Here is a 22,471-nt window from a genome sequence, read left to right as displayed (position 1 = left end):
TGGCGCTATATCGTGCAATGCTGCCGCGCCGTCAAGCGGCTTGTGCGACTATTTATTAAGTAAAAACAATAGGTTAATAAATAGGTATAATAATACCCCACATTTAACGTAGATTTGGGGGCTTTGATGGGTCCATTCCCGGGGCGGCGGGGGCATTTGGCGCGCTGGCGGCAGGCTCTGGCAGATCAAATCGCAAGGCCACGCGAGCCATTCGTTCTACCACAGGCAGGTCAGACGCAAGAAAAGTCACGTCCATCTCGCCTGCTTCAACCCCTGAAAAGGTCAGCGCTTCACTCGCGGCCCGCGTCAGCGCGGGTTCGGCACCTGGCGCCGCGCCTATAAAGGCCAGCATATGCCCTTGGCGTCCATCATCATAGCGCACGGCAACCAGCATTGCCGTTTGTGCCAACCCGCCTGCCCGCGCCAGTTTGGCATCAAGCGCCTGCATCAAACTGTCAGGCAAGCCACGCGGCGCATCAAAGGCAACAGGGCGGGCCGAGACATCTTGGGGTTTGTTTTCAAGCGTCTGCGCCAGCCAATCCAGCGCCTCGGGCGGAACGAGAAACTCGCCCTCTCCGGTGCCAAGATTAATGCCAAGCGCCACACCCTGCCCCGCCAGTTGCGCAGCGATTACCCGGCCTGGCAGTTCGGCATAGGGGACGGGCGTGTCTGTTGTCGCAGCCAAGCGCTCTTCGGATGAATAGGCCAGAACGACTTGCACATCGTCGATATCAACCATGACAGGCTGCACGGCACCCACATCGGCCTCTTGCTCTAACATCAGGTACAGCATGCCATCGGCCAGCCGCGCGTAATAGCGCAGACGGGCCGAGTCATCTTCGGGTTTAGCCATCATGGCGGCAAAGGCTGCATCCAGCCCCTTGCTTGCTACTTCAGCCATATTATTCCCCTTGTTGCCTTGGTCACGACTGCAATAAGCGGGCCGCATCGGCGGGACAAGGTGCAAGCACAGCACAGTTGTCGCATTTTCAGATAAGATTCATTGCAGCGCGTAAATGGGAGGCATAAAAAGAGACCTTCTCTTAACCCAACTTGTTTATCACAAGGCTGCCGCCACCGTGACCCCATCCTCCCCCCATTTGCAGCATTACGCCAAGGCCCTGCTGGCCGGTGCGGCGATTGCCACACTCGTCGTGAATATCGACCCCGGCAGCTATTACGACACAATCGAATGGCACCCGTTTGACAGCGCACCGCTGTATCGTCTGCGGCTGTTTTATCCCGGCTTTAACCTGGCAACATTCGTTTCCTCGTTGCTGCTGCCGATGTTTGTATTGCTGATTGCCAAAGAGATCTGGGAAGCCTTTGTACTGGAACATGGTGGTTTGCGCGGCAAACTGGCAATCGCCCCACTGGCAATGGTACTGGGCGGGATGGTCATGTCGGCCGTAACCTGGCAAATCCTGACGGCTTTTTTCGAGATCGCCGAAGAGGCCGTGGATGCAACGGGTTGGGTGATGCCGTTTGGCAGCGATATGGTTTTGGCCTTTTTCTTTGGCCGCTTGATCTTTGGCAAAGGCCATGCGGCGTTGCAAGTACTGCTGTTCATGTGCATTCTAGACGGCTTATTGGGGCTGCTGACCAGTGGATTGGCTGCGCCTGCAAGCAATAACATTCGGGTTTTGTGGCTACTTTTGCCGTTGGGTGCGGCGGCCTATGGCTACCTGAAGCTGACACGCCCCCAACTGAGCCTGACGATATCCGAGCGTAGTCGCCAGCGCGCGGGCAAATTGAGACATTGGTTGATCCTTGGCTTTATCTCTTGGGTCGGGGTTTCGGCCGCAGGATTCCCGCCGACGCTTGCCTTTTTGCCTTTGCTGCCTGCGATGATGCATGGAGACCATAGCTTTGGTCTGTTTGCCGAGGCAGAAGAATATCTGACCGACCCGCTGAACCGGCTATCCCACTTTCTGATGGGACCTGTCACGGTGATCCTGTTCTTGTTCGGCCTTACGCATGGCGCGCTGGATCTGGGCGCATTCAGCCCAACAACCTGGATCATGCTGGGGGCTTTGTGGGTGGGTAAGCCTTTGGGCGTTTTGCTGGCGGTGGCCATTCTGAAGGCCCTGCGTTACCCTTTGCCAAACCGGCTTACATTCAGCGAGATCAGCTATATTGCAGGGCTGATGGCGATCGGGTTTACCCTGCCTTTGGTCGCGCTAGAAACCGCCCTGCCGGGTGGGGCGATGCAAGAGGCCGCACGGCTTGGGCTTGGCCTTAGCATATTGGCCGGCCCCGCGCTGGTGCTGCTGTCGCATGCCTTGCCGCCCCGCCACCGGAGCGGCGCAAAACCGGTGCAGCAATAACCTTGCCGATTTCAGGCCGGACCGACATAATGCTGCCAGATTGTCGGACTATCTCTGATAAGCCAAGAATTTAGGCAATATTTTTGGCTGCGACATAGGGATTGATAACTATAAGTCTGTATCTCGGAAGATACCGGGAACAAGAGGCATCGACTGGAAGCAGATCAATGATCGCGTTTGAAAATGTGAGTAAATCCTTTTGGACAGGCAAGACACGCAAGGTCATTCTGGATCAGGCGTCGTTCACAGTTGAAAAAGGCAATTCACTTGGCATCCTCGCGCCCAATGGCACGGGAAAAACGACGATCATCAATATGATGGCCGGGCTTGAAAAGCCGGACGAAGGCAAAATCATACGCACATCGCGGATTTCTTTCCCGCTGGGGTTTATGGGCGGCGTGATGAACAAACACACCGGCACCGAAAACGCCCGTTATATTGCGCGGCTTTACGGGCTTGACCCAGACTATATGGAAAGCTTTTGCCGCTGGTTGGCGGGTATCAACGAATATTTCGACATGCCTGTCGGCACATATTCTTCGGGTATGCGGTCACGGTTTTCTTTTGCGCTGATGCTTGCGCTGGAATTTGACTTTTACCTGATCGACGAGGGGATGCCCTCGACCGGCGATGTCGAGTTCAACAACAAAGCCGGCGCCATTCTGCGCCAACGGCTGGAAAATGCTACAATCATCGTTGTGTCGCATCAGGCCGCAACGCTTGAGAAATTCTGTCGCTCTGCGGCTGTGCTGCGTAATGGTAAGCTCTATATGTTCGAAACTCTCGAAGAGGCGAAACGTTTGTATGATTATGAAGCTCACAGCTAAACGGTTCCGCGTTCGCCCGCCAGAATTTCCGCCTGCGCCGGTTGATACCTCCGCACCGATTGAGACGCCTACGCCTGCAAACAACGATGCGGGGTTGTTTGACAACCATGACGATGGTTTCGGATCTGGCAAATTTCCGACAGCGAGTCCCGTAGGTACAGTAGCCCCGACCCAGATTTCGGTCGAAAACACTTTGACCACCATCAAGCACGAAGGTCTGACCGGCCGACAATTGCGCATGGCCCGCAAACTGGCGCAAAAATACGGCCTGGCGGTAACATCCGATTTCGACGCGGTGCGCCAATTGCGTGCGGCGGGCATTGACCCGTTTCAACGCACCACCATGCTGGATCTTGTAACGCCCGATGGCCAGCCAATCCAGACCGTCGGTTCGCGTGATCTGGCAAAGCGCGCCGATGGGGACGGTGTCAAATTGCCGCAGACCATCAAACCCGTCCAAGTACCTTCAACAATGGCACGGGCCGAGGTGAACCACGTCGCGGATATAATGAAAATCCAGCGCGAGCTGGCGAAACGCAGGCGGCGCAAATCGCTGCTTTTGATGCTGCGACTGGCATTCTTTATTTTATTGCCGACAATAGTGACGGGTTGGTACTACTACAAAGTCGCCACCCCGCTTTATGCAACTGAAACAGAATTCGTTATCCAGCAATCGCAAAATCCGACCGGTGTGGGGGGCGGTTTAGGCGGATTGCTGCAAGGCTCGCCCATGGCGACATCGCAAGACAGTATTGCGGTGCAGGGCTATTTGCAGTCGCGCGATGCCATGATCCGCCTTGATGAAGAGCACGGTTTCCGCGCCCATTACAGCAGCCCCGAGATCGACCCGATTCAACGCCTGGAACCTGACGCCAGCCTAGAGGCGGCCTATAAAGTGTATGAGCGCAATTTCCAGATATCATACGACCCGACCGAGGGTTTGGTGAAAATGGAGGTCATTGCGACGACGCCCGAAAAATCGGTCGAATTTGCCGAAGCCTTGATCGGTTTTGCCGAAGGACAAGTCGATCATCTGACCCAACGCTTGCGCGAGGATCAAATGCGCGGCGCGCGCGAAGGCTATGAAGATGCGCAGGCCAAGATGTTGGTGTCGCAGCGGCGTGTGGTCGAGCTGCAGGAAAAGTTCAAGGTCCTGTCGTCTGAGGTCGAAGTGTCGTTGATTACGGCGCAGATCGGGCAGTTGGAGACCCTCTTGTCGCAAGACAAGCTGTCGCTGCAACAAATGAGATCCAACGCCCAACCCAATGCGGCGCGAATGGAACCGTTGGAACGCCGTATCGAGGCGCTGGAATCCGAGATTGCAGGGTTGCGTGGCAAATTAACCGAAGGGTCTGAGGGGGGCGAGTCTTTGCCGCAAGTGCAAAGTGAGCTGCTCGTGGCGCAGGCCGATGTGCAGACGCGGCAACTGATGCTGGCCCAATCCATCCAATCAATGGAAACTGCGCGCGCCGAAGCCAATCGTCAAACGCGTTATTTGTCGCTATCGGTCAAACCGATCCCGCCGGATGAACCGACATATCCACGTGCCTTTGAAAGCACTTTGGTTGCGATGCTGATTTTCACCGGTATCTATTTGATGATCTCGATGACTGCGGCCATTCTGCGCGAACAAGTATCCGCCTGATCACGCCAATGTTGCCATGAGCCGAGCAAGACCCGATGCGGTTTTGCTCGGCATTTCCAACTTTGCCAACAGCCCAGAGCTATGCGTTTGCTGCAACGCGGCAATACTGCATCGTCGGTATAATCATCGGCAATCAAGGACTAAGTTGATGTCAGATTAGACATAACAAGCGAAACATGGAGTTTTCCAATGGCTTTTATCACAACTGCTAAATCAGAGTTCTCACTTGCAGCAACTCTTGCACGGCCTTTCCGCGGCGTCTGGAATTTCTTGATCTTGGTGGCAGAAGCACACCCACGCATGGACGCGATCAACAAGCTAAACGCGCTCTCGGATGCAGAGCTTGAGGCACGCGGCACCACCCGCAGCGACGAAGTTCGCCGCATTTTTGCGGGCCATCTCTAAAAGGCCCTGCCGCCGAAAGCGGCGACGCGAGACAAGACTTGGCGGTAGAAATCCCCCAAGTCTTGCCCCCCATTCCCTGTTTTTGGGGTGAGGCGACAAAAATAGCGTTTCAACCAGCCTTCTTTTCCCACTGGCCTGACGCCTCTGACCAATATTGCGCAGTAAGGCCGGCAGCTGTGATCTCCTTCCACTGGGTACGCGCGGCAGCCACAGCCGCCTCGTCGCGCCCATCGAAAAGCACAAAGACACGTTCCAGATGAGTGGTCTCGGCCGGGTCAATTACTGCACCTTCAATCGTCATAAGTGCCTGTGCACCATTGGTGATGGCGCCCCGCCCCAGCAAAATCGGTTGCGCAGTATCATGCGGCCCGCCCTCAAGCCCGTGCGGAAAAAAATCGTCATCCGGGCCTTGCCACAAAAAGCGATCCAAATCTTTCAGGCGGTTTGGATTGACGCCGCGCAGCATCACGCGCCAGCCAGCCTTTTGCGACCGCGCCAACAAGGTTCGCGCGGTCTCGTTCAGATCGGAATGCGTCAGGTGATAAAACATCACCACACCCATCTGATCAGGCCTCAAACTTATCGCGGATCAAACGATCGAGCGCCATAACACCCCAACCCGTCGCCCCTTTCGGGGCCAATGTTGTGTCAGACTTGACCAAGGCTGTACCCGCGATATCCAGATGGCACCACGGCATCCCGTCTTTGACAAAGCGTTTCAGGAATTGCGCTGCTGTGATCGCGCCGCCATCGCGGCCGCCCACATTCATCATATCGGCAATCCGTGATTTCAGTTTGGCGTCATAGGCATCGCCCATCGGCATGCGCCACGCGCCCTCGCCTTCGGCTTTGCAGGCCTTTAGGAAAGCATTGCACAGATCATCGTCATTACTGAAAACCCCTGTGTTTTCATGACCCAAGGCGATAATGATGGCACCGGTCAGAGTGGCAAGGTTGATCATTCCAACCGGGTTAAAGCGTTCCTGTACGTACCACATGATGTCGGCCAGAACCAAACGCCCTTCGGCATCGGTATTGATGACCTCGATCGTGTCGCCTTTCATCGATTTCACAACATCGCCGGGGCGTTGTGCACGGCCATCGGGCATGTTTTCAACCAAACCCACAATGCCCACGACATTTGCTTTCGCCCGCCGCAAGGCCAGCGAACGCATCACACCCGACACCACACCGGCGCCACCCATATCCATGGTCATCTCTTCCATCCCGCCCGCAGGCTTGATGGAAATACCGCCGGTGTCAAAGACCACGCCTTTGCCAACCAGCGCGAATGGGGCCTCATCGCCGCCGCCGTTCCATTGCATCACGACAACTTTGGAGGGGCTTTCCGACCCCTGCCCGACCCCCAACAAGGCGCCCATGCCAAGCTTGGTCAGATCTTCCTCTTCCAGAATTTCGACTTCGAGCCCCAATTCCTGCATTGCCGCAAGGCGCGCAGCGAAATCATAGGTTGTCAGCACATTGGCAGGTTCATTCACCAGATCGCGCGTAAAGAACACGCCCTCGGCGACCGCTGCCTTGGGTTTTGCCGCCAAAGCAACAGCTTCCGGGTCTTTGACCATCATGGTAACCGGCCCACGCACCGTTGGTGCCGCCGTTTTATGCGGCTCGAAATCATAGGCGCGCATTGCGATGCCAAAGGAAACTTCGGCGGCGCGCAATACGGAACCTGCAAGCACCAGAACGCCCGACTTGCCTACGGTTTTACCAATGGCTGCGCCGGCCTTGCGGGCCGTTTCGACATCTGCGCGTGGCCCAGCTTTGACCACTTGCAAGGCTTCGGCCATCAGGCCTGCCGGCCATGCAAGATCTGCCGCCTCGCCCTGCTTTACCTTGCCCCACGCGTCAGATGCCAGAAACCGGTTCAGCGCGCCTTTGGTCAGACGGTTCAACTTACGGGCCGCCGGGCTGCGGGCCGCCAGTTCATCGGGTGCCACCAACACCGAGATACGCCCCGAAAATGCGCCAAGCGCATCAAGGTCGGTTTCGATAAACTTGATCGGCAAAGGATGTGTCATGTCAATTTTTCCGCTATCTGGGTCGTCGTATTTCGGGCAGCATCATCGCAAGGCCCGCCTGTGCGAAAGCCTAGCCTTTGACCATCAGGTTTACCAGACCCGACCTTGTGCTACCTCACTGGCCGGTTTTTGCCGATCAGTGCCTGAAATCCGCTGTTATATGAGTTTTAACCAGCAGAAAAATCCGCTAGGTTGGGTCAGGTTTCAGGTAAAGGAAAAGCGCGTGTCCAGATTCGACAGATATCTACTGTCACAATTTCTTGCGCTTTTTGGGTTTTTCTCCCTAATTCTGGTATTGATCTACTGGGTAAACCGCGCCGTCGGCCTGTTTGACCAAATTATTGGCGATGGGCAATCAGCACTGGTTTTCCTTGAAATATCGCTTTTGACGCTGCCAAATGTAATCCGCGTCGTACTGCCTGTTTCGGCCTTTGCAGCGGCGGTTTATACAACCAACCGGCTGACGCAGGATGGCGAGTTGGTGGTGATGCAAGCTACTGGTTTTTCGGCTTTTCGGTTGGCGCGCCCTGTCATGTATTTTGGCCTCGCGGTTACGGTGATGCTGGTTTTGCTCTATAACGTAATCGTGCCTGCCAGCCGCACGGTTCTGAGCGCCCGAACCGCCGAGATCAGTGCCAACCTTACAGCGCGATTGCTGGTCGAAGGCACGTTCATGCACCCGACAAATGGCATCGCCTTCTATATTCGCGAAATCAGCGACAAGGGCGAATTGCATGACGTTTTTTTGGTCGATGACCGGGATGCAAAAAGTTCAACAACCTACACCGCGCAGCGGGCGCTTTTGGTTCGTGGCGACATCGAGCCCAAGTTGATCATGTTCGACGGCATGAGCCAGTCCTATGACGCCGCAAAAAACCGGCTCTCTGTGACACATTTTTCCGATTTCACCTATGATTTAGGCGGGCTGCTCGTTTCCAACGAAACTCCGGTACGTTCGATGGATGAGCTGTCAACAACCGAACTTTTGTTCCCCACGCCTGCTGTCTTGAAAGAGGTTGGTAGCCCAAAGGCCGCGCTTTTATCCGAAGGCCACGCCCGAATAGCGCAACCATTTCTGGCACTTGCAACCTCGCTCATCGGCTTTGCGGCGCTGCTTTTGGGGGCGTTCAGCCGCTTTGGCTTGTGGCGTCAAATTCTGGGCGCAGTGGTTTTACTGATCATAGTTCAGATGATTAACAACGCAGGTTTTTCGGCCTCGAACCGTGTGAGCAATGGTTGGTTTTTCGTTTATGTCGCACCGATCAGCGGTATTTTGGCCTCGGTTGCGATGCTGTGGATAGCGCAACGCCCGCGCCGCCGCCACGCTGCAGGCCCAGGGCCCAAAAGCAGCGAAGGGGCAATGGCATGACCCTAAGCCTATATTTTGTTTATCGTTTTGTGAAAGTTGTTGCGCAAGTTTTTGCCATCTTTTTTGGCATCTTGATGCTAACCGAAATGGTTGAACAATTGCGTCGTTTTTCCGGCCAAACCATTTCACTTGCGGATGCTGCGACTTTGGCACTGTTGAATGTGCCTGCAACACTATACCTGATTTTGCCGCTTATTTTCATCTTGGCGTCGATCGCGTTGTTTTTGGCCTTGGCGAAAAGCAGCGAGTTGGTTGTGGTGCGTGCTTCCGGTCGCTCTGGCCTGCGTTTTTTGCTGGCGCCAGTGGTTGCAGCGTTTCTTTTGGGTGCCTTTGCCGTGGCCGTTTTAAACCCTTTGGTGGCGGCGACCTCTAAGCAATACGATCAATTTTTGACTCATATGACGCGCGGGGCCGAAAGTGTCTTGTCGATCAGTGGCAATGGGCTTTGGCTTCGTCAAGGTGGGGCCGACGGACAAACCGTCATTCAGGCCTTGCGGGCCAATTCTGATGGCACACGCCTGTTCGGTGTAAGTTTTCTAATCTTTGATACGTTTGGTATCCCGACCCAACGCGTCGAAGCCGAAGAGGCCGAATTGGTTTCGGGTGCATGGAAGCTGACGAATTCCAAGTATTGGGATCTGACCGCGCCCAATCCTGAGGTCACATCCGAACGAAAGGCCTCTTCGCTGATCGCGTCCGACCTGACGCGCGACCGAATTCAGGACAGTTTCGGCACGCCTTCTGCGGTTCCAATCTGGGCGCTGCCCGAATTTATTGCCAATTTGGAATTGGCCGGCTTTTCCGCACGGTCCTATCGCGTTTGGTTGCAGATGGAACTTGCTTTGCCTTTGCTGCTGTCGGCAATGGTGCTTGTGGCGGCCGGCTTTACAATGCGTCATGCGCGGTTCGGGCAAACCGGACAACGGGTGCTATTTGCATTGTCGGGTGGTTTTGCTATCTTTTTCTTGCGAAATTTTGCACAGGTACTTGGGGAAAACGGGCAAATCCCTGTATATCTTGCGGCATGGACCCCCCCTGTCGCTGCGATCTTTATGGCGCTTGGACTATTATTACACTTGGAGGACGGTTGATGCGTCTGGTTTTAAGGCTCACCTGTCTATTGGTTCTGATGGCCGCACCACTGCGTGCGCAAGAGCTTGCCTCGCTGGCGGCAGATAGCGTCTCTATTGCAGGGAATGATACCCTTGTGGCCCAGGGGAATGTTGAAATTTTCCAAAATGGCAAGCGGCTGAAAGCCTCCAGCATCACTTATGATCGTGGCGCAGACCGCCTGCTGATTTCCGGCCCTATTGTGCTGACTGATGACAGTGGCACTATCGTGCTTGCCGATCAGGCCGAGCTTACATCCAATTTCTCGGACGGGATTTTGCATAGTGCCCGGTTGGTGCTTGACCAACAGTTGCAGATGGCCGCGTCTGAAATGATGCGGATTGGCGGACGCTATACCAGCTTGTCCAACACTGTTGCGTCTTCATGCAAAGTCTGTGCTAGCAACCCTACCCCGTTGTGGGAAATACGGGCAAAACGCGTCGTTCATGACCGGCAGGAACGGCAGATCTTTTTTGAAAACGCAACCTTTCGCGTGGCCGGTGTGCCGGTATTCTGGGTGCCGCGCCTGCGTATTCCCGACCCGACACTAAAACGCCAAACAGGGTTTCTGGCGCCATCCTATAGCACCAACAGCGGTCTGGGGTTTGGCGTGAAGGTGCCCTATTTCATCCGGATCGGCGACAGCAAAGACCTGACGGTAACCCCTTTTATTTCCAGCAACAACGCCCGTTCGGTTGCATTGCGCTATCGCCAAGCCTTTGACACAGGCCGGATCGAGATGACAGGCGCGCTGTCCGAGGATCAGCTGAAACCCGGTGAAACCCGTGGATATTTGACGGCTTTGGGCAGTTTTAACTTGCCACGTGACTTCACACTTTCCTTCTCGGGTATCGTAATTTCGGATAAGAGTTATCTGTCGGATTACAGTATTTCCTCGGCCGACCGCCTCGAAAGCTGGGTTGAAGTGACCCGTACGCGGCGCAACGAATATATTTCGGGCAAACTCGTCAACTACCGCTCTATTCGCGATGGCGATGTGAACAGCACTTTGCCGTCTATCGTTACAGATGTAACCTATCAGCGCCGGTTTTCACCGGGCACGATTGGTGGCGAAGGCGGGTTCAAACTCCAGACGCACAGCCACTACCGCAGCTCAAACATTGCGACCGATAGCGACGGTGACACGATCAGTGATGGCCGCGATGTGGCGCGCCTGTCGATGACCGCCGATTGGCGGCGCAACTGGGTTTTGCCGGGCGGCGTGCTAGCCGCCGCTATGACCGAGATCGACGGTGATTTCTACAAAATCCGTGAGGACGCGGTTTATGCGGGCGACAGTTTTCGGGGCGCTGGTGGTGCCGGCGTAGAGCTGCGCTGGCCTTGGGTGCGCGCCGCGCAAAACGGTGTCAGCCATGTGATCGAGCCAGTCGTGCAGCTGGTCTACGCCGACCAAAGCAGCAGCAATATCCCCAACGAAGACAGCACATTGGTTGAATTCGATGAAAGCAGCCTCTTTTCAATGAGCCGCTTTCCCGGTGCCGATGAAATCGAAATTGGCCCCTATGCCAATATCGGCCTTGGCTACACGCGCTATGATCCGGCGGGCTGGTCGCTCGGGCTGATGGTCGGGCGGGTTTTGCGGTCGTCGAACAACCTTCAATTCAGCAATTTGTCGGGCTTGCGAGGCACCCAATCCGATTGGCTGGCGGCCTCGCGGCTTTCAATCGCCAATGGCCTATCACTGACCAACCGGTTGGTGTTTGATCCTAATTTCAAACTGACCAAAGGCGAAATGCGCATGGCATTTGACCGCGGAACCTATGGACTGTCGTCAACCTATATGCGCTTGTTGGCCGATGAGACAGAAAGCCGCGACGATCCTGTGTCCGAGCTCAGCCTCGCCGGCCGTTACCAACTTAACCCGAGCTGGGAGGCGAACATGAATGCTCGCTATGACTTTGTTGCCGATCGCGCAGCCGCGGCCGGCCTAAATCTTGCCTTTCGCAATGAATGCCTGAAAGTTGATATGACGCTTTCGCGACAGTTCACATCGTCCAGCAGTGTCAGTGCAAGCACCAGTTTCGGCCTGTCGGTCGATCTTTTAGGCTTTGGCGGCAAAGCCAAAGGCGGCCCTGCTGCCGCATGTAGCGGTTAAGGTGTTGCCATGACCCCGACCATCAGAGTACCACAGGTTGACCAGATCACCGCCGAAAGGCTGAACGATCCTTGCCAAGAGAAGAAATCGATGATCCGCCCTCTAAGCTTTGCCCTCGCCTTCAGCACCCTTTTGCTTGGTGCTGCCCCCCTGCAAGCCCAAAACCTGTTTGCGCCACGTCTTTACGTGAACGACAGCGCCATCACAGAATTTGAGGTCCAGCAGCGGCTTCAAATGCTTAAGCTGTTTCGCACGCCCGGCGATTTGGAAAAAGCCGCTATCAAGGCCCTCATTGAGGACCGGCTGCGCATGTCAACCGCCAAGAGCCTGAAGCTGTCGGTGACGCCCGAGCAAATCAAAGCCGGGATGGAAGAATTTGCAAGCCGTGCAAATTTGACGGCAGATCAGTTTGTCGAAGCTTTGGGGCAAGCGGGTGTATCACCCGAAACCTTCCGCGACTTTGTTGAGGCAGGGTTGCTTTGGCGCCTTGTTGCGCGCGAAAAGTTTATCGGCAAAGTAAGCGTTTCCGAGGCCGAAATTGATCGTGCGATTGCGATGGGCGATGGTGCTGCGGCATTGCGCATTCTGATTTCAGAATTGGTTATTCCTGCACCCGCCGGTCAGGAAGAGGCTGTTATGGCGCAGGCCACACGTCTGCGCTCTCAGATCAGTTCCGAAGGTGGTTTTGCTTCGGCCGCTCGGAAATATTCGGCCTCGGCAACGGCTGCACAGGGGGGCCGCATTGACTGGATGCCGCTTGCCAACCTGCCCGCAGCGCTTGCGCCGGTTATTCTGGGGCTTGCCCCTGGTGAAGTTTCGCAACCTGTGGCAATGGGCGGGGCTGTTGGCCTGTTCCAGTTGCGCGGGCTAGAGGAAATGAAGGGCCAAAACCTGAAATCGATTAGCGTAGATTATGCGCAGTACAGCTTGCCTGCTGCCAATGGTGCTGCGGCGGCTGCTGCCATCCGTGCAAAAGTCGATACATGTGATGACCTTTACACAGTCGCCAAAGGCCAGCCAGCCGAACGACTGATCCGCGAAACCAAGACTGCGTCGGAGTTGCCCACCAATATCGGACGTGCGCTTGCACCGCTTGATCCGGGCGAGAGCGTTGATTACCCAAGCGGTACGGCGCATGTATTCTTGATGCTGTGTTCGCGCACCCCTGAACAAGAGGTCCAACCGACGCGTGACGAGGTTCGTGACCGTCTGCTGAACCAACAGCTTGCCGCCAAATCGCAAAGCTACCTTGAAGAGATGCGCTTTAACGCCATCATCCGCGAACCCTGATCCATGCCGCTGGCACCCAAGCCTATCGCCCTGACTTGCGGCGAGCCTGCCGGCATTGGCCCTGAAATCGCTATCTCTGCGCACAAAATCTTGGGCGCAGAGCTGCCGTTTTTCTGGATCGGCGACCCGCGGCATCTGCCTGCGGGTGCGGATTATCACCTGATTGACCACCCCGCACAGGCGGTTGCCGGGGCAAATAGCCTTGCCGTCTTACCTCATCCCTTTGCCAGCCCCGCCACTGCAGGCAGTGCCAAGCCCGAACATGCTGCCGATGTAATCACCGTAATCGCCCGCGCAGTTGGGTTGGTTCAGGCTGGCGCGGCCTCAAGCCTTTGCACTGCGCCGATCCACAAAAAGGCGCTAAAGGATGGTGCAGGTTTTGCCTTTCCCGGCCACACGGAATATCTGGCTTCTTTGGGCGGGGTAGAGCGTGTGGTGATGATGCTGGCCTGCCCGCAGCTGCGTGTGGTGCCTGTAACCATTCATATTCCTATCTCGGAAGTGCCCGCAGCACTGACGGCCGAGGCGCTGGAGCAAACCTTGCGCATCACCCATCGCGGACTGATGCAAGATTTCGGCCTACAAAGTCCGCGCATTGCCGTGGCAGGGTTAAACCCCCATGCGGGCGAAGGCGGTGCAATGGGGCATGAGGAAAAGACCCTGATTTCGCCTGTTCTCGATCGTTTGCGCGCTGAAGGCATGCAAATCACTGGCCCCCTGCCCGCCGATACCATGTTTCACGCCACCGCCCGCGCGGGCTATGATGTGGCGGTGTGCATGTATCACGACCAAGCACTTATCCCGATCAAGACCATTGATTTTGCGGGCGGTGTCAACCTGACGCTCGGCCTGCCATTCATTCGCACTTCGCCCGATCACGGCACCGCCTTTGACATTGCGGGGCGCGGCATCGCAGACCCAACCAGCCTGATCGCCGCGTTGCGCATGGCACATGACATGGCAACCGCCCGAGGGGTAGTTTAATGGCCGCTATCGACGGGCTTCCCAGCCTTGCACAGGTTATCCGCACGCATGAACTGGTGGCAAAAAAGCAGCTGGGCCAGAACTTTTTGCTCGACCTGAACCTTACATCGAAAATCGCGCGCTCGGCGGGCGATCTGACACAATGTGATGTGCTTGAGGTTGGCCCCGGCCCCGGCGGGCTGACGCGCGGATTGTTGGCCGAAGGCGCGCGCCGCGTGCTGGCTGTGGAAAAAGACGCACGCTGCATGCCTGCGCTTGCCGAAATCGCTGCCGCCTATCCCGGCCGGTTAGAGGTGCTGAATGCCGATGCCCTGACCGTAGATATCGCCGCGCATCTGACGCCACCTGTACGGGTGATTGCCAACCTACCCTATAATATCGGCACCGAATTGCTGGTGCGCTGGCTGTCGCCCGACGAATGGCCTCCGTTTTGGAGCAGCCTGACCCTGATGTTCCAAAAAGAAGTGGCACAACGTATTGTCGCCAAACCCGGTGACAAAGCATATGGGCGGCTTGCACTGCTGGCGCAATGGCGGACAGAGCCCAAAATCGTGCTGACCCTGCCGCCCGAGGCCTTTAGCCCCGCGCCCAAAGTCCATTCTGCTGTGGTGCATCTTACTCGGCTGGAACAGCCGCGCTTTCCGGCCAATGGGCCGATGCTGTCACGGCTTACCGCGATGGGGTTCAACCAGCGCCGCAAGATGCTGCGTTCTAGCCTGAAGGCGATGGGACCGGATATTGAAGCGCGGTTAGAGGCCGTGGGCATCGCCCCTACAGCACGTGCCGAAGAAATCTCGCTTGAAAAGTTCTGCGCATTATCGCTCGGGTATGCTTAGGCCCGGCCTGTAGCGCAACCACACCGCAGATACACAAAAAGCCGGAGCAACGCCCCGGCTTTTCGATTAATATTGTAACATCACTCAGCCGCTTGATCGCCGCTATGATCCGACTTTTTTGGCGCATCCGACTCGGGCTTTGGCTTGCGCGGTGCCCGTGGTTTTCGTGCGGGCTTTGCCTGATCTGCGGTGGCCCCAGCGACAACATTTTCGACAGGTTGCCCGCTGGCCGCTTCGGCATCATGCTTTGGCCGCGGTGCGCGGTGACGAGGTGGGCGACGCGATTCAGGCGTTTCAACCAACCCCGTTTCACTTTCGTCGCCCGAGGCTTCGATCACATCAGGCGCATCAGTCGCCTCATCAGAGCGCACAGAATTTCTGTCACGCCGGTTGTCATTGCGCCCATCGTTGCGGGCCTCGCGTCGATTATCGTTGCGAGCGTCGTTTCTGTCGTCGCGGCGCCCGTCATTGCGATCTTCGCGCATTTCAGGCTGCGGGCTGTCGCCGCGATCTTGTTGACGGTCGCGCTGCTGGTTCTGGTTGTTCTGCTGATTCTGATTGTTTTGCTGATTCTGGCTGTCCTGCAGGCGACGCGCTTCTTGCTCAGCCTGCATTTCACGCTGCGCTTCAGCCAACATGCGCGTGTAATGCTCGGCATGCTGCAGGAAGTTCTCGGCATTCACCCGATCATTCGACAGCTGCGCATCACGCGACAGTTGATTATATTTTTCGATAATTTGCTGCGGCGTACCACGCACTTTGCCTTCGGGGCCGGAGCTGTCGAAGACACGGTTGGTGATATTGCCGAGGGTGCGCGGGCGGTTCGATTTCGAACGCGAGCGGGACTTGGAAGATCTCATCTTGTCCTTTTATCCAGAACTCTCTGGCTTTGACTTTGCGCCGGCGGTCTAGGAAAGACACGTCATGCCCATATCCGGGCGCATCAAAAATTTTGGCATTGCGTGCAAGCATGAGAACCGAGCGAACCCGGGGCATTCCCCTACACAGCTATTGTCTAACCACGGGTTGGAAGACGTGACAAGTCAAAATCGGTAATTGCAGCGGTTATCCCCATAAATCAGGCGATTTATTGCGATTTTGATGTGTAAAACCCGCATCACTTGCCCAAATACTGACCTTTGATCACCCTGTCACGCCCATCAAGATCGCGCATGCAGGTGACATTTGAAAAGCCGCCTGCCGTGAAAAGATCTGCGACCGCGGCCCCTTGGCGCGGCCCGATTTCCACCATCAGCCAGCCCCCCACGGATAAAAATGCCGCTGCACCGGCCGCAATGACGCGGTAAGGTGCCAAACCGTCACCGCCGGGGGTCAGCGCCAAATGGGGTTCCCAATCGCGTACTTCGGCAGAAAGGTCGGCCATTTCGTCGGCCGTAATATAGGGCGGGTTTGAAACGATCAGGTCAAATTGTCCTTGCACCGGTTCAAACCAACTGCCCTGCGCCCAATTGACTTGGCGTTGCGGCAGCAGCCTTTGCTGATTGCTCTGCGCAACCTTTAAGGCCGCGCGTGACAGATCAACACCTAAACCGAGGGCATCCGGCCGTTCCGCCAGCAATGTGACCAAGATACAACCCGACCCCGTGCCCAAATCAAGCACCGAACCAAAGGGAACACCAAGCGCCTCGGCAATCAGGGTTTCGGTTTCGGGACGAGGGTCCAGCACATCCGAAGTCACGGTGAAAGACCGCCCCCAAAACAACCGCGCACCAGTGATCTGGCTGATCGGTTGACGGGTGGCGCGTGCAACAACTGCCTGTTCCAGCCGCGCAAGCTGGTCCGTACGCAGCGCCTCTTGCGGTGAACGTAGCGCCAAAGCTGCCCGATCGCAGCCCAAGGCATGCGCCAGTAGTACAGCGACATCCTGCGCAGCATCAGGCACCCCTGCCGCCGCCAAACGGGCCACAGCATCCCGCCGCGCCGCCAGTAAGGTCGTCATTGCATCTCGGCCAGTTTGCGCGCCTGATCGTCAGAAATCAGCGCGTCAATCACTGCATCCAGATCGCCGCCCATAATTTGCCCCAACGAATATAGCGTCAGGTTAATGCGATGATCGGTCATCCGGCCTTGCGGAAAGTTATAGGTACGGATGCGCTCTGATCGGTCGCCCGAGCCGACCTGGCTTTTGCGATTGGCCGAGCGTTCAGCGTCAACGCGCTCACGCTCTGCTTCAAACAACCTTGCACGCAAAACCTGCATGGCGGCGACACGGTTCTGGTGCTGCGATTTCATCGCCGAGACCACGATAATGCCGGTGGGCAGGTGTGTGATGCGCACCGCCGAATCTGTTGTGTTGACGTGCTGGCCGCCTGCCCCGCTCGCACGCATGGTATCAATCCGGATGTCCGAGGCAGGGATGTCGATATCAACCTCTTCGGCTTCGGGCAGCACAGCCACTGTCGCCGCCGAAGTATGCACCCGTCCACCACTTTCGGTTTCCGGCACACGCTGAACGCGGTGCACGCCAGATTCGTATTTCATGCGGGCAAACACGCCCTCGCCTTGGATATGGGCCGTCAACTCACGTATGCCGCCCAGATCGCTTTCCTGAAGCTCAAGGATCTCAAACGTCCAGCCACGGTTTTCGGCATAGCGGCGGTACATGTTCAGCAAGTCACCGGCAAATAGCGCTGCCTCATCGCCGCCAGTCCCGGGGCGGATTTCCAGGATCGCAGGCCGTGCGTCGGCGGCATCCTTGGGCAAGAGCGCCAGCTGCAAGGCGGTTTCCATTTCCTCGATGCGGGATTTAAGCTCTGGGATTTCCTCTTCGGCCAGTCGGCGCATTTCGGGGTCGGTCAGCATGATCTCGGCCTCGGCCAAGTCATCCAGTGCGCGGCGATAGGCATCGATTTCAGTGACAACCGGCTTTAGATCGCCGTATTCACGGCTGAGCTTGGCAATTTCGGCGGGCGGCGCGCCAGACGACAGCTTCGCCTCGATAAACTCGAAACGTTGGGTGATCTGGGCAAGGGTATCAAGTGGGACCATTTGAACGGTTTGTCCTATGAACGAAGCCGCGTCAAGCGACTGGCAACAGGGGTATACCCAGCGTCAGCGGGTTCTTGAACCAATGTTGAACTGGCCGCCGCCACCGTAAGGTATTTTTTCCAAGATGAAGCCGTCAGAGTTTGGCGAGCCAATCGTTAAGACGGGCAGAGTTTACGCCAAAATCAGATTTGCCAAAGCGCAGACGGGCGTGAATATAGAGGCCACCCGCCTCGATTTGCGCGGTGGTGTAATCGGGAAAACCCCAAAGCGCGGACCGCGTCACCCAAGTGATACGGCCTTGATCTACGCCGCCTGCAAAGCGGGTGGTGTAAGGGTCGGCCATCGCAACAGCATCAAGCCGCGCCAAAAGCCCGGCCTGTTCGGGCAATCGCAGCACGGCGCCGTTGGATTGCGCAATTACTTGGCCCCATTCGCTGCTGCTATTCCAATCAAAGGCTTGAAAGGGATTTTCATGCCAACGGGCGACATCGGATGGGGCAAAGCGAATATAGGCCCCAGAGCTAATCACGGCCATGAGAACAAAAGCTGAAGTCGCAATAATAATCTGTGCCTTCATTTGCGGTGATGCGCCCAGTGGTAAAGGCAAATCAGCTCATGCGCGACATGGGCGCCGGCGATAGCGGTAGCGCCGGTCGTGTCGTAAGCGGGTGAAACCTCGACAATATCGCCGCCGACCATGTTGATACCGGCCAGATCACGCAGGCAGGCAGCGGCTTGCCAGGTTTGCAGACCGCCCCAGACGGGTGTGCCTGTTCCGGGTGCAGCAGACGGATCGAGGCAATCGATATCAAAGGTCACGTAGGTCGGGTTTTGGCCGACGATTTCCTTGGCACGGGCCACGACATAGGCGCAGCCTTTTTCGTGGACGGTGCGCGCGTCGATGTATTCAACGCCCAAATAGTCATCGCAATGAGTACGGATGCCGATTTGCACCGAGGTTTTGGGATCGATAATTCCCGTTTTCACCGCTTTATAGAAAAAGGTGCCGTGGTCGATACGATCCATATCATCATCTTGCCACAAGTCGGAATGGGCATCGAAATGGATAACCGACATCGGCCCGTATTTTTCGGCATAGGCCCGCAGAATGGGCAAGGTGATGAAGTGATCGCCACCCAGCGTCACTGTACCCGGCCCAGCCTTAAGGATGGTGCGGATATGTTCGGTCAGCAGGCCCGGAAAGCTGGGTGTATGCGCATAGTCAAACGCGACATCGCCGTAATCGATAATCGCCATATCTTTCAGCGGGTTGGTGGGCCAACCATAGGGCGGGTCAAAGGGCTGCAAAGCGCTGGCCTCGCGTATGGCGCGGGGGCCGAAACGGGTGCCGGTGCGGTGGGTGACGGCTTGGTCAAACGGCACACCGGTGATCGCCAGATCGACGCCTGTCAGGTCTTTGGTATAGCGGCGGCGCAGAAACGAGGTCGCCCCCGCAAACGCATTCTCAAACGCGAGCCCGCGCAGACCTTGACGCGTGAACGCCCCATCAACTTCATTCTTTGCATCTTCTAACGCCATGCTGTTCCCCATATGCAAAGCGTCGTTCAGTTACCGGAGACGCCAAAAATCCGGAATGTGCAGAAAGGGGCAAACCATATGCGCTGTCAAGCCAGACGCACGCCCTCTTTGGTTAGCGCGTCAGCAACCTGTCGGATGGACTTCGCGAGGATTTCGGCAACGAAATCGACTTCTGTTTCGGTAATTGTAAGCGGGGGTGACATGACGTTCAAATGCCCCATTGGGCGCACCATCAAGCCCATTGTCTCGGCAGTATCCGAGATACGTTTGCCAACATCCAGCGCGTCCGGCAGCAGGGTTTTGCGGGCTTTGTCAGCGACATTTTCCACGCAAACCATCAGCTTGCTGCCCCGCACATCGCCGACCATCGGCAGGGCCATTAACTCGGCCATGCGGGTCTCAAAATAGGTACCGACACGGGTCGCATTGCCCAACAGATCCTCACGCTCCATGATCTCGATATTTTTCAAGGCAGCGGCGCAGGATACCGGATGGCCGGAATAGGTGAAACCCGAGGTAAACCAGCGCCCGCCATCCGCAGCCATCGCCGCCCAGATACGATCAGAAAAAATGAGCGCGCCCAGTGGGATGTAGCCGGATGTCAGACCTTTGGCACATGTGATCATATCGGGCTGGATACCGAACTGATCGAGGCTGGCAAACCAATGGCCGGTGCGGCCAAAAGCGGTGACGACCTCATCCGCGATAAACAGGATGTCATGCTGGGCACAGATTGCGGCCATGCGCGGCAGATAGCCTGCGGGTGGCACGATAACGCCGCCCGAAGCCTGAATCGGTTCGGCAAAGAAACCGCCAATATTTTCGGCACCAATCTCGTCAATCTTGGCAATGAATTCGGCAACCAGATGGTCACAGAACGCGGCCTCATCCATGCCGTCGGGCGCGCGATAGAAATTAGGCGCGCTGACATGGTGGATGCCGTTTTCTTTATAGCGAAACTGCGCCACACGGTCGCCGGGACGCTTGCTGATGCTTTGGCTGATATAGGTGGATCCGTGATAGCTGTAGTTGCGGGCAATCACTTGCGTCTTATCGGGGCGGCCCATACAGGTTTGATAATAATGGACCATTCGGTATGCGGTGTCGATGGCGGTAGAGCCGCCGGTGGTGAAATGCACGCGGTTCAGATCGCCCGGTGCGAGGCTGGCAAGCTTGGCCCCGAGCATTGCCGAAGGGGCATTGGCCATATCAACAAAGCTGTTGGCAAAGCCAAGCTGAATGGCCTGATCGGCCATCGCCTGGCCCATTTCCGCACGGCCAAGCCCGATATTGGTGCACCACATGCCACCGACCGCATCAAAATAGCGCCGACCCTCGGCGTCCCACAAATAACAGCCCTCGCCCCGCGCCATGATCAACGAGCCGTCCTTTTCAAACGGGCCGAAGTTTGCCCAAGGGTGCAGCGAATGATCATGGTCCATTTGCCAAAGGTCCGAGGGCGTTGGGCCGTTATTCTGGGTCATAGGGTGTTCCTGCGCTTTGCGATCCGTCAGAAGACTAGCATTTTGATCATATTTTGACTAGGCGGTCAGGAACCGTGCCGCGACGCTATACGCTGCGGTCACCTAGATATGGTGGTCTAATGGTTGATTCTGGCGATCCATGGAGAGTGTTCTGGGGGTGATCCAAAAATCTGCGATTCGGCGCAGGTAAAGGGGCTCTCCCGCCATTCGTTAACGCTGTGGGGCGCAAGGCCCCCGCACCGTCGCCTCAAGGTTGGGCATGGCAGGTTTTTCAAAGAGAAAAACCTGCGACCACCTGTTAGGGCAAAGGCTGTGCGCGCTCGACAAGGCGCGCAAAGAAACTGGCCCCAACGGGCGCGGCCGCGTCATTGAAATTATAGGCCGGATGGTGCAGCCCTGCCCCATCGCCGATACCCATGAACAAATAGGCCCCTGGCCGCGCCTCGAGCATATAACTGAAATCTTCCGACCCCATCTCGCGCGGTCCGTCAGCCTCAACAGCATTGGCGCCGGAAATCTCGGCGGCGACATCGGCAGCGAAACCGGCTTGTGCGGCGTGATTGATGGTGGCGGGATAGCCCCAATCATAGTCAATCGCGGCTGTGACACCGTATGCGACGGCATGGCCTTCGACGATCTCATAAAAACGGCGTTTGAGCAGCTCTCGGACATCGGGTTTGAAACAACGAATCGTGGCGCAGAACCAGCCATCTTCGGGAATGATATTGCTGGCCGAGCCCGTGTGGATTTGCGTGACAGAAATCACCGCCTCATCCAGCGCGTAAACATTGCGCGGGATAATGGTTTGGATTGCCTGCACCATGCCGACAATGGCCACGACAGGATCAACACAGACATGCGGCGTAGCGCCGTGCCCGCCCTTGCCTGTGACCTTCACCACGGCGGTATCAACCGAGGCCATCAGCGGCCCCGGCGTGGTGACGAAATGGCCGAAAGGCACGCCCGGCGCGTTATGAATGCCGTAAACTTGTGTGATGTCGAAACGATCCATCACGCCCTCTTGCACCATCACCTCGCCGCCGCCGCCATCTTCCTCGGCCGGTTGAAACAGCAGGGCAACTCGGCCGGTAAAGCGGCGGGTTTCACACAAATATTTCGCGGCGCCCAAAAGCATCGTCACATGGCCATCATGGCCACAAGCATGCATCCGCCCTGGAACAGTAGAAGCATATTCGACGCCTGTTGCCTCGGTAATCGGCAAGGCATCCATGTCGGCGCGCAGGCCAATCGTAGGACCCGCACCTTGGCCGTTAATGATTGCAACAATACCACTGGTAGCGATGCCTTCATGCAATTCGTCCACGCCGAATTCGCGCAAACGGTTGGCGATAAAGGCGGCTGTCCTAACACAATCAAACCGCAGTTCCGGGTGCTGATGCAAATGCCTGCGCCAGCCTTTCATCTCTTCTGCATATCCGGCAATGGCATTCACGACGGGCATGGGCTACTCCTAGAGTCAAAACTTTGCCC

Annotated in this window: 20 protein-coding genes; 10 read left to right on the top strand and 10 right to left on the bottom strand. The window is 56.6% G+C overall.

Annotation, left to right across the window (positions count from 1 at the left end; genetic code table 11):
* Window positions 1–103: 103 nt before the first annotated feature.
* Complete coding sequence (locus AKU79_RS11820) at window positions 104–901, bottom strand: SseB family protein (RefSeq protein ID WP_050523907.1); 798 nt, start codon at window positions 899–901, stop codon at window positions 104–106.
* 178 nt (window positions 902–1,079) lie between these two features.
* Here AKU79_RS11820 and AKU79_RS11815 point away from each other — a divergent pair, with 178 nt between their 5' ends.
* The 4 genes from AKU79_RS11815 to AKU79_RS11800 all read left to right on the top strand — a co-directional run bounded on the left by AKU79_RS11815 (window position 1,080) and on the right by AKU79_RS11800 (window position 5,204).
* Window positions 1,080–2,327, top strand: coding sequence for a Na+/H+ antiporter NhaA (locus AKU79_RS11815; RefSeq protein ID WP_197087305.1), 1,248 nt, complete (start codon window positions 1,080–1,082; stop codon window positions 2,325–2,327).
* 167 nt (window positions 2,328–2,494) lie between these two features.
* On the top strand, window positions 2,495–3,154 hold the full coding sequence (locus AKU79_RS11810; protein ID WP_050523785.1) for an ABC transporter ATP-binding protein: 660 nt from the start codon (window positions 2,495–2,497) through the stop codon (window positions 3,152–3,154).
* The gene (locus AKU79_RS11805) at window positions 3,132–4,799 is read left to right on the top strand and encodes a capsule biosynthesis protein (RefSeq protein ID WP_050523784.1); all 1,668 of its coding nucleotides are present in this window, start codon (window positions 3,132–3,134) and stop codon (window positions 4,797–4,799) included. Before AKU79_RS11810 ends, AKU79_RS11805 begins: the two co-directional genes overlap by 23 nt.
* Window positions 4,800–4,988: 189 nt before the next feature.
* Window positions 4,989–5,204, top strand: a complete 216-nt coding sequence (locus AKU79_RS11800) for a hypothetical protein (RefSeq protein WP_050523783.1) — start codon at window positions 4,989–4,991, stop codon at window positions 5,202–5,204.
* Window positions 5,205–5,313: 109 nt separating this feature from the next.
* Here AKU79_RS11800 and AKU79_RS11795 read toward each other — a convergent pair whose 3' ends face one another.
* Window positions 5,314–5,766 (bottom strand): DNA polymerase III subunit chi, encoded by a 453-nt coding sequence (locus AKU79_RS11795; RefSeq protein WP_050523782.1) that lies wholly within the window; start codon window positions 5,764–5,766, stop codon window positions 5,314–5,316.
* A 4-nt stretch (window positions 5,767–5,770) separates the two neighbouring features.
* A complete protein-coding gene (locus AKU79_RS11790) occupies window positions 5,771–7,243 on the bottom strand; it encodes a leucyl aminopeptidase (RefSeq protein WP_050523781.1) in 1,473 nt (490 codons plus the stop codon).
* A 223-nt stretch (window positions 7,244–7,466) separates the two neighbouring features.
* Between AKU79_RS11790 and lptF the strand changes: the two genes are divergently transcribed.
* From lptF to rsmA, 6 genes are read left to right on the top strand one after another with little or no spacing between them, the layout of a single operon-like run.
* Window positions 7,467–8,612, top strand: a complete 1,146-nt coding sequence (gene lptF / locus AKU79_RS11785; protein WP_050523906.1) for an LPS export ABC transporter permease LptF — start codon at window positions 7,467–7,469, stop codon at window positions 8,610–8,612.
* On the top strand, window positions 8,609–9,703 hold the full coding sequence (lptG, locus tag AKU79_RS11780) for an LPS export ABC transporter permease LptG (protein WP_050523780.1): 1,095 nt from the start codon (window positions 8,609–8,611) through the stop codon (window positions 9,701–9,703). Before lptF ends, lptG begins: the two co-directional genes overlap by 4 nt.
* Window positions 9,703–11,838 (top strand): LPS-assembly protein LptD, encoded by a 2,136-nt coding sequence (locus AKU79_RS11775; protein WP_050523779.1) that lies wholly within the window; start codon window positions 9,703–9,705, stop codon window positions 11,836–11,838. The genes lptG and AKU79_RS11775 overlap by 1 nt, the downstream gene beginning before the upstream one ends.
* A gap of 9 nt (window positions 11,839–11,847) precedes the next feature.
* The gene (locus tag AKU79_RS11770) at window positions 11,848–13,128 is read left to right on the top strand and encodes a peptidylprolyl isomerase (protein WP_050523778.1); all 1,281 of its coding nucleotides are present in this window, start codon (window positions 11,848–11,850) and stop codon (window positions 13,126–13,128) included.
* Between the two features lie 3 nt (window positions 13,129–13,131).
* Window positions 13,132–14,112: a 4-hydroxythreonine-4-phosphate dehydrogenase PdxA gene (pdxA, locus tag AKU79_RS11765; protein WP_050523777.1), complete on the top strand. Its 981-nt coding sequence runs from the start codon at window positions 13,132–13,134 to the stop codon at window positions 14,110–14,112.
* Window positions 14,112–14,948, top strand: coding sequence for a 16S rRNA (adenine(1518)-N(6)/adenine(1519)-N(6))-dimethyltransferase RsmA (gene rsmA / locus AKU79_RS11760; protein WP_050523776.1), 837 nt, complete (start codon window positions 14,112–14,114; stop codon window positions 14,946–14,948). The genes pdxA and rsmA overlap by 1 nt, the downstream gene beginning before the upstream one ends.
* An 80-nt stretch (window positions 14,949–15,028) precedes the next feature.
* On the opposite strand, the gene AKU79_RS11755 is transcribed toward rsmA, so the two are convergent.
* The 7 genes from AKU79_RS11755 to AKU79_RS11725 form a co-directional block, all read right to left on the bottom strand.
* Window positions 15,029–15,808 carry a DUF4167 domain-containing protein gene (locus AKU79_RS11755; protein WP_050523775.1) on the bottom strand — a complete coding sequence of 260 codons (780 nt, stop codon included), beginning with the start codon at window positions 15,806–15,808 and terminating at the stop codon, window positions 15,029–15,031.
* 257 nt (window positions 15,809–16,065) lie between these two features.
* On the bottom strand, window positions 16,066–16,908 hold the full coding sequence (gene prmC / locus AKU79_RS11750) for a peptide chain release factor N(5)-glutamine methyltransferase (RefSeq protein ID WP_050523774.1): 843 nt from the start codon (window positions 16,906–16,908) through the stop codon (window positions 16,066–16,068).
* The gene (gene prfA, locus AKU79_RS11745) at window positions 16,905–17,957 is read right to left on the bottom strand and encodes a peptide chain release factor 1 (protein ID WP_050523773.1); all 1,053 of its coding nucleotides are present in this window, start codon (window positions 17,955–17,957) and stop codon (window positions 16,905–16,907) included. The genes prmC and prfA overlap by 4 nt, the downstream gene beginning before the upstream one ends.
* A gap of 133 nt (window positions 17,958–18,090) precedes the next feature.
* Window positions 18,091–18,492: a DUF1499 domain-containing protein gene (locus AKU79_RS11740; RefSeq protein WP_231580159.1), complete on the bottom strand. Its 402-nt coding sequence runs from the start codon at window positions 18,490–18,492 to the stop codon at window positions 18,091–18,093.
* A gap of 38 nt (window positions 18,493–18,530) precedes the next feature.
* Window positions 18,531–19,496, bottom strand: coding sequence for an agmatinase (gene speB, locus AKU79_RS11735; RefSeq protein WP_050523771.1), 966 nt, complete (start codon window positions 19,494–19,496; stop codon window positions 18,531–18,533).
* 86 nt (window positions 19,497–19,582) lie between these two features.
* Window positions 19,583–20,980, bottom strand: coding sequence for an aminotransferase (locus AKU79_RS11730; protein WP_050523770.1), 1,398 nt, complete (start codon window positions 20,978–20,980; stop codon window positions 19,583–19,585).
* Window positions 20,981–21,278: 298 nt separating this feature from the next.
* The gene (locus AKU79_RS11725) at window positions 21,279–22,442 is read right to left on the bottom strand and encodes a M20 aminoacylase family protein (protein WP_050523769.1); all 1,164 of its coding nucleotides are present in this window, start codon (window positions 22,440–22,442) and stop codon (window positions 21,279–21,281) included.
* Window positions 22,443–22,471: the final 29 nt, after the last annotated feature.

The sequence above is a fragment of the Pseudorhodobacter wandonensis genome (genome assembly GCF_001202035.1).
GTDB lineage: Bacteria > Pseudomonadota > Alphaproteobacteria > Rhodobacterales > Rhodobacteraceae > Pseudorhodobacter > Pseudorhodobacter wandonensis.
This window is presented reverse-complemented; position numbering and strand designations above follow the sequence as displayed.

Excerpts from the sequence above, each read along its gene's own strand:
- AKU79_RS11820 (WP_050523907.1), bottom strand. The coding sequence starts at position 901 with ATGGCTGAAGTAGCAAGCAAGGGGCTGGATGCAGCCTTTGCCGCCATG.
- AKU79_RS11810 (WP_050523785.1), top strand. The coding sequence starts at position 2,495 with ATGATCGCGTTTGAAAATGTGAGTAAATCCTTTTGGACAGGCAAGACA.
- AKU79_RS11805 (WP_050523784.1), top strand. The coding sequence starts at position 3,132 with ATGATTATGAAGCTCACAGCTAAACGGTTCCGCGTTCGCCCGCCAGAA.
- AKU79_RS11800 (WP_050523783.1), top strand. The coding sequence starts at position 4,989 with ATGGCTTTTATCACAACTGCTAAATCAGAGTTCTCACTTGCAGCAACT.
- AKU79_RS11795 (WP_050523782.1), bottom strand. The coding sequence starts at position 5,766 with ATGGGTGTGGTGATGTTTTATCACCTGACGCATTCCGATCTGAACGAG.
- AKU79_RS11790 (WP_050523781.1), bottom strand. The coding sequence starts at position 7,243 with ATGACACATCCTTTGCCGATCAAGTTTATCGAAACCGACCTTGATGCG.
- lptG (WP_050523780.1), top strand. The coding sequence starts at position 8,609 with ATGACCCTAAGCCTATATTTTGTTTATCGTTTTGTGAAAGTTGTTGCG.
- AKU79_RS11775 (WP_050523779.1), top strand. The coding sequence starts at position 9,703 with ATGCGTCTGGTTTTAAGGCTCACCTGTCTATTGGTTCTGATGGCCGCA.
- AKU79_RS11770 (WP_050523778.1), top strand. The coding sequence starts at position 11,848 with ATGACCCCGACCATCAGAGTACCACAGGTTGACCAGATCACCGCCGAA.
- pdxA (WP_050523777.1), top strand. The coding sequence starts at position 13,132 with ATGCCGCTGGCACCCAAGCCTATCGCCCTGACTTGCGGCGAGCCTGCC.
- rsmA (WP_050523776.1), top strand. The coding sequence starts at position 14,112 with ATGGCCGCTATCGACGGGCTTCCCAGCCTTGCACAGGTTATCCGCACG.
- AKU79_RS11755 (WP_050523775.1), bottom strand. The coding sequence starts at position 15,808 with ATGAGATCTTCCAAGTCCCGCTCGCGTTCGAAATCGAACCGCCCGCGC.
- prmC (WP_050523774.1), bottom strand. The coding sequence starts at position 16,908 with ATGACGACCTTACTGGCGGCGCGGCGGGATGCTGTGGCCCGTTTGGCG.
- prfA (WP_050523773.1), bottom strand. The coding sequence starts at position 17,957 with ATGGTCCCACTTGATACCCTTGCCCAGATCACCCAACGTTTCGAGTTT.
- AKU79_RS11740 (WP_231580159.1), bottom strand. The coding sequence starts at position 18,492 with ATGGCCGTGATTAGCTCTGGGGCCTATATTCGCTTTGCCCCATCCGAT.
- speB (WP_050523771.1), bottom strand. The coding sequence starts at position 19,496 with ATGGCGTTAGAAGATGCAAAGAATGAAGTTGATGGGGCGTTCACGCGT.
- AKU79_RS11730 (WP_050523770.1), bottom strand. The coding sequence starts at position 20,980 with ATGACCCAGAATAACGGCCCAACGCCCTCGGACCTTTGGCAAATGGAC.
- AKU79_RS11725 (WP_050523769.1), bottom strand. The coding sequence starts at position 22,442 with ATGCCCGTCGTGAATGCCATTGCCGGATATGCAGAAGAGATGAAAGGC.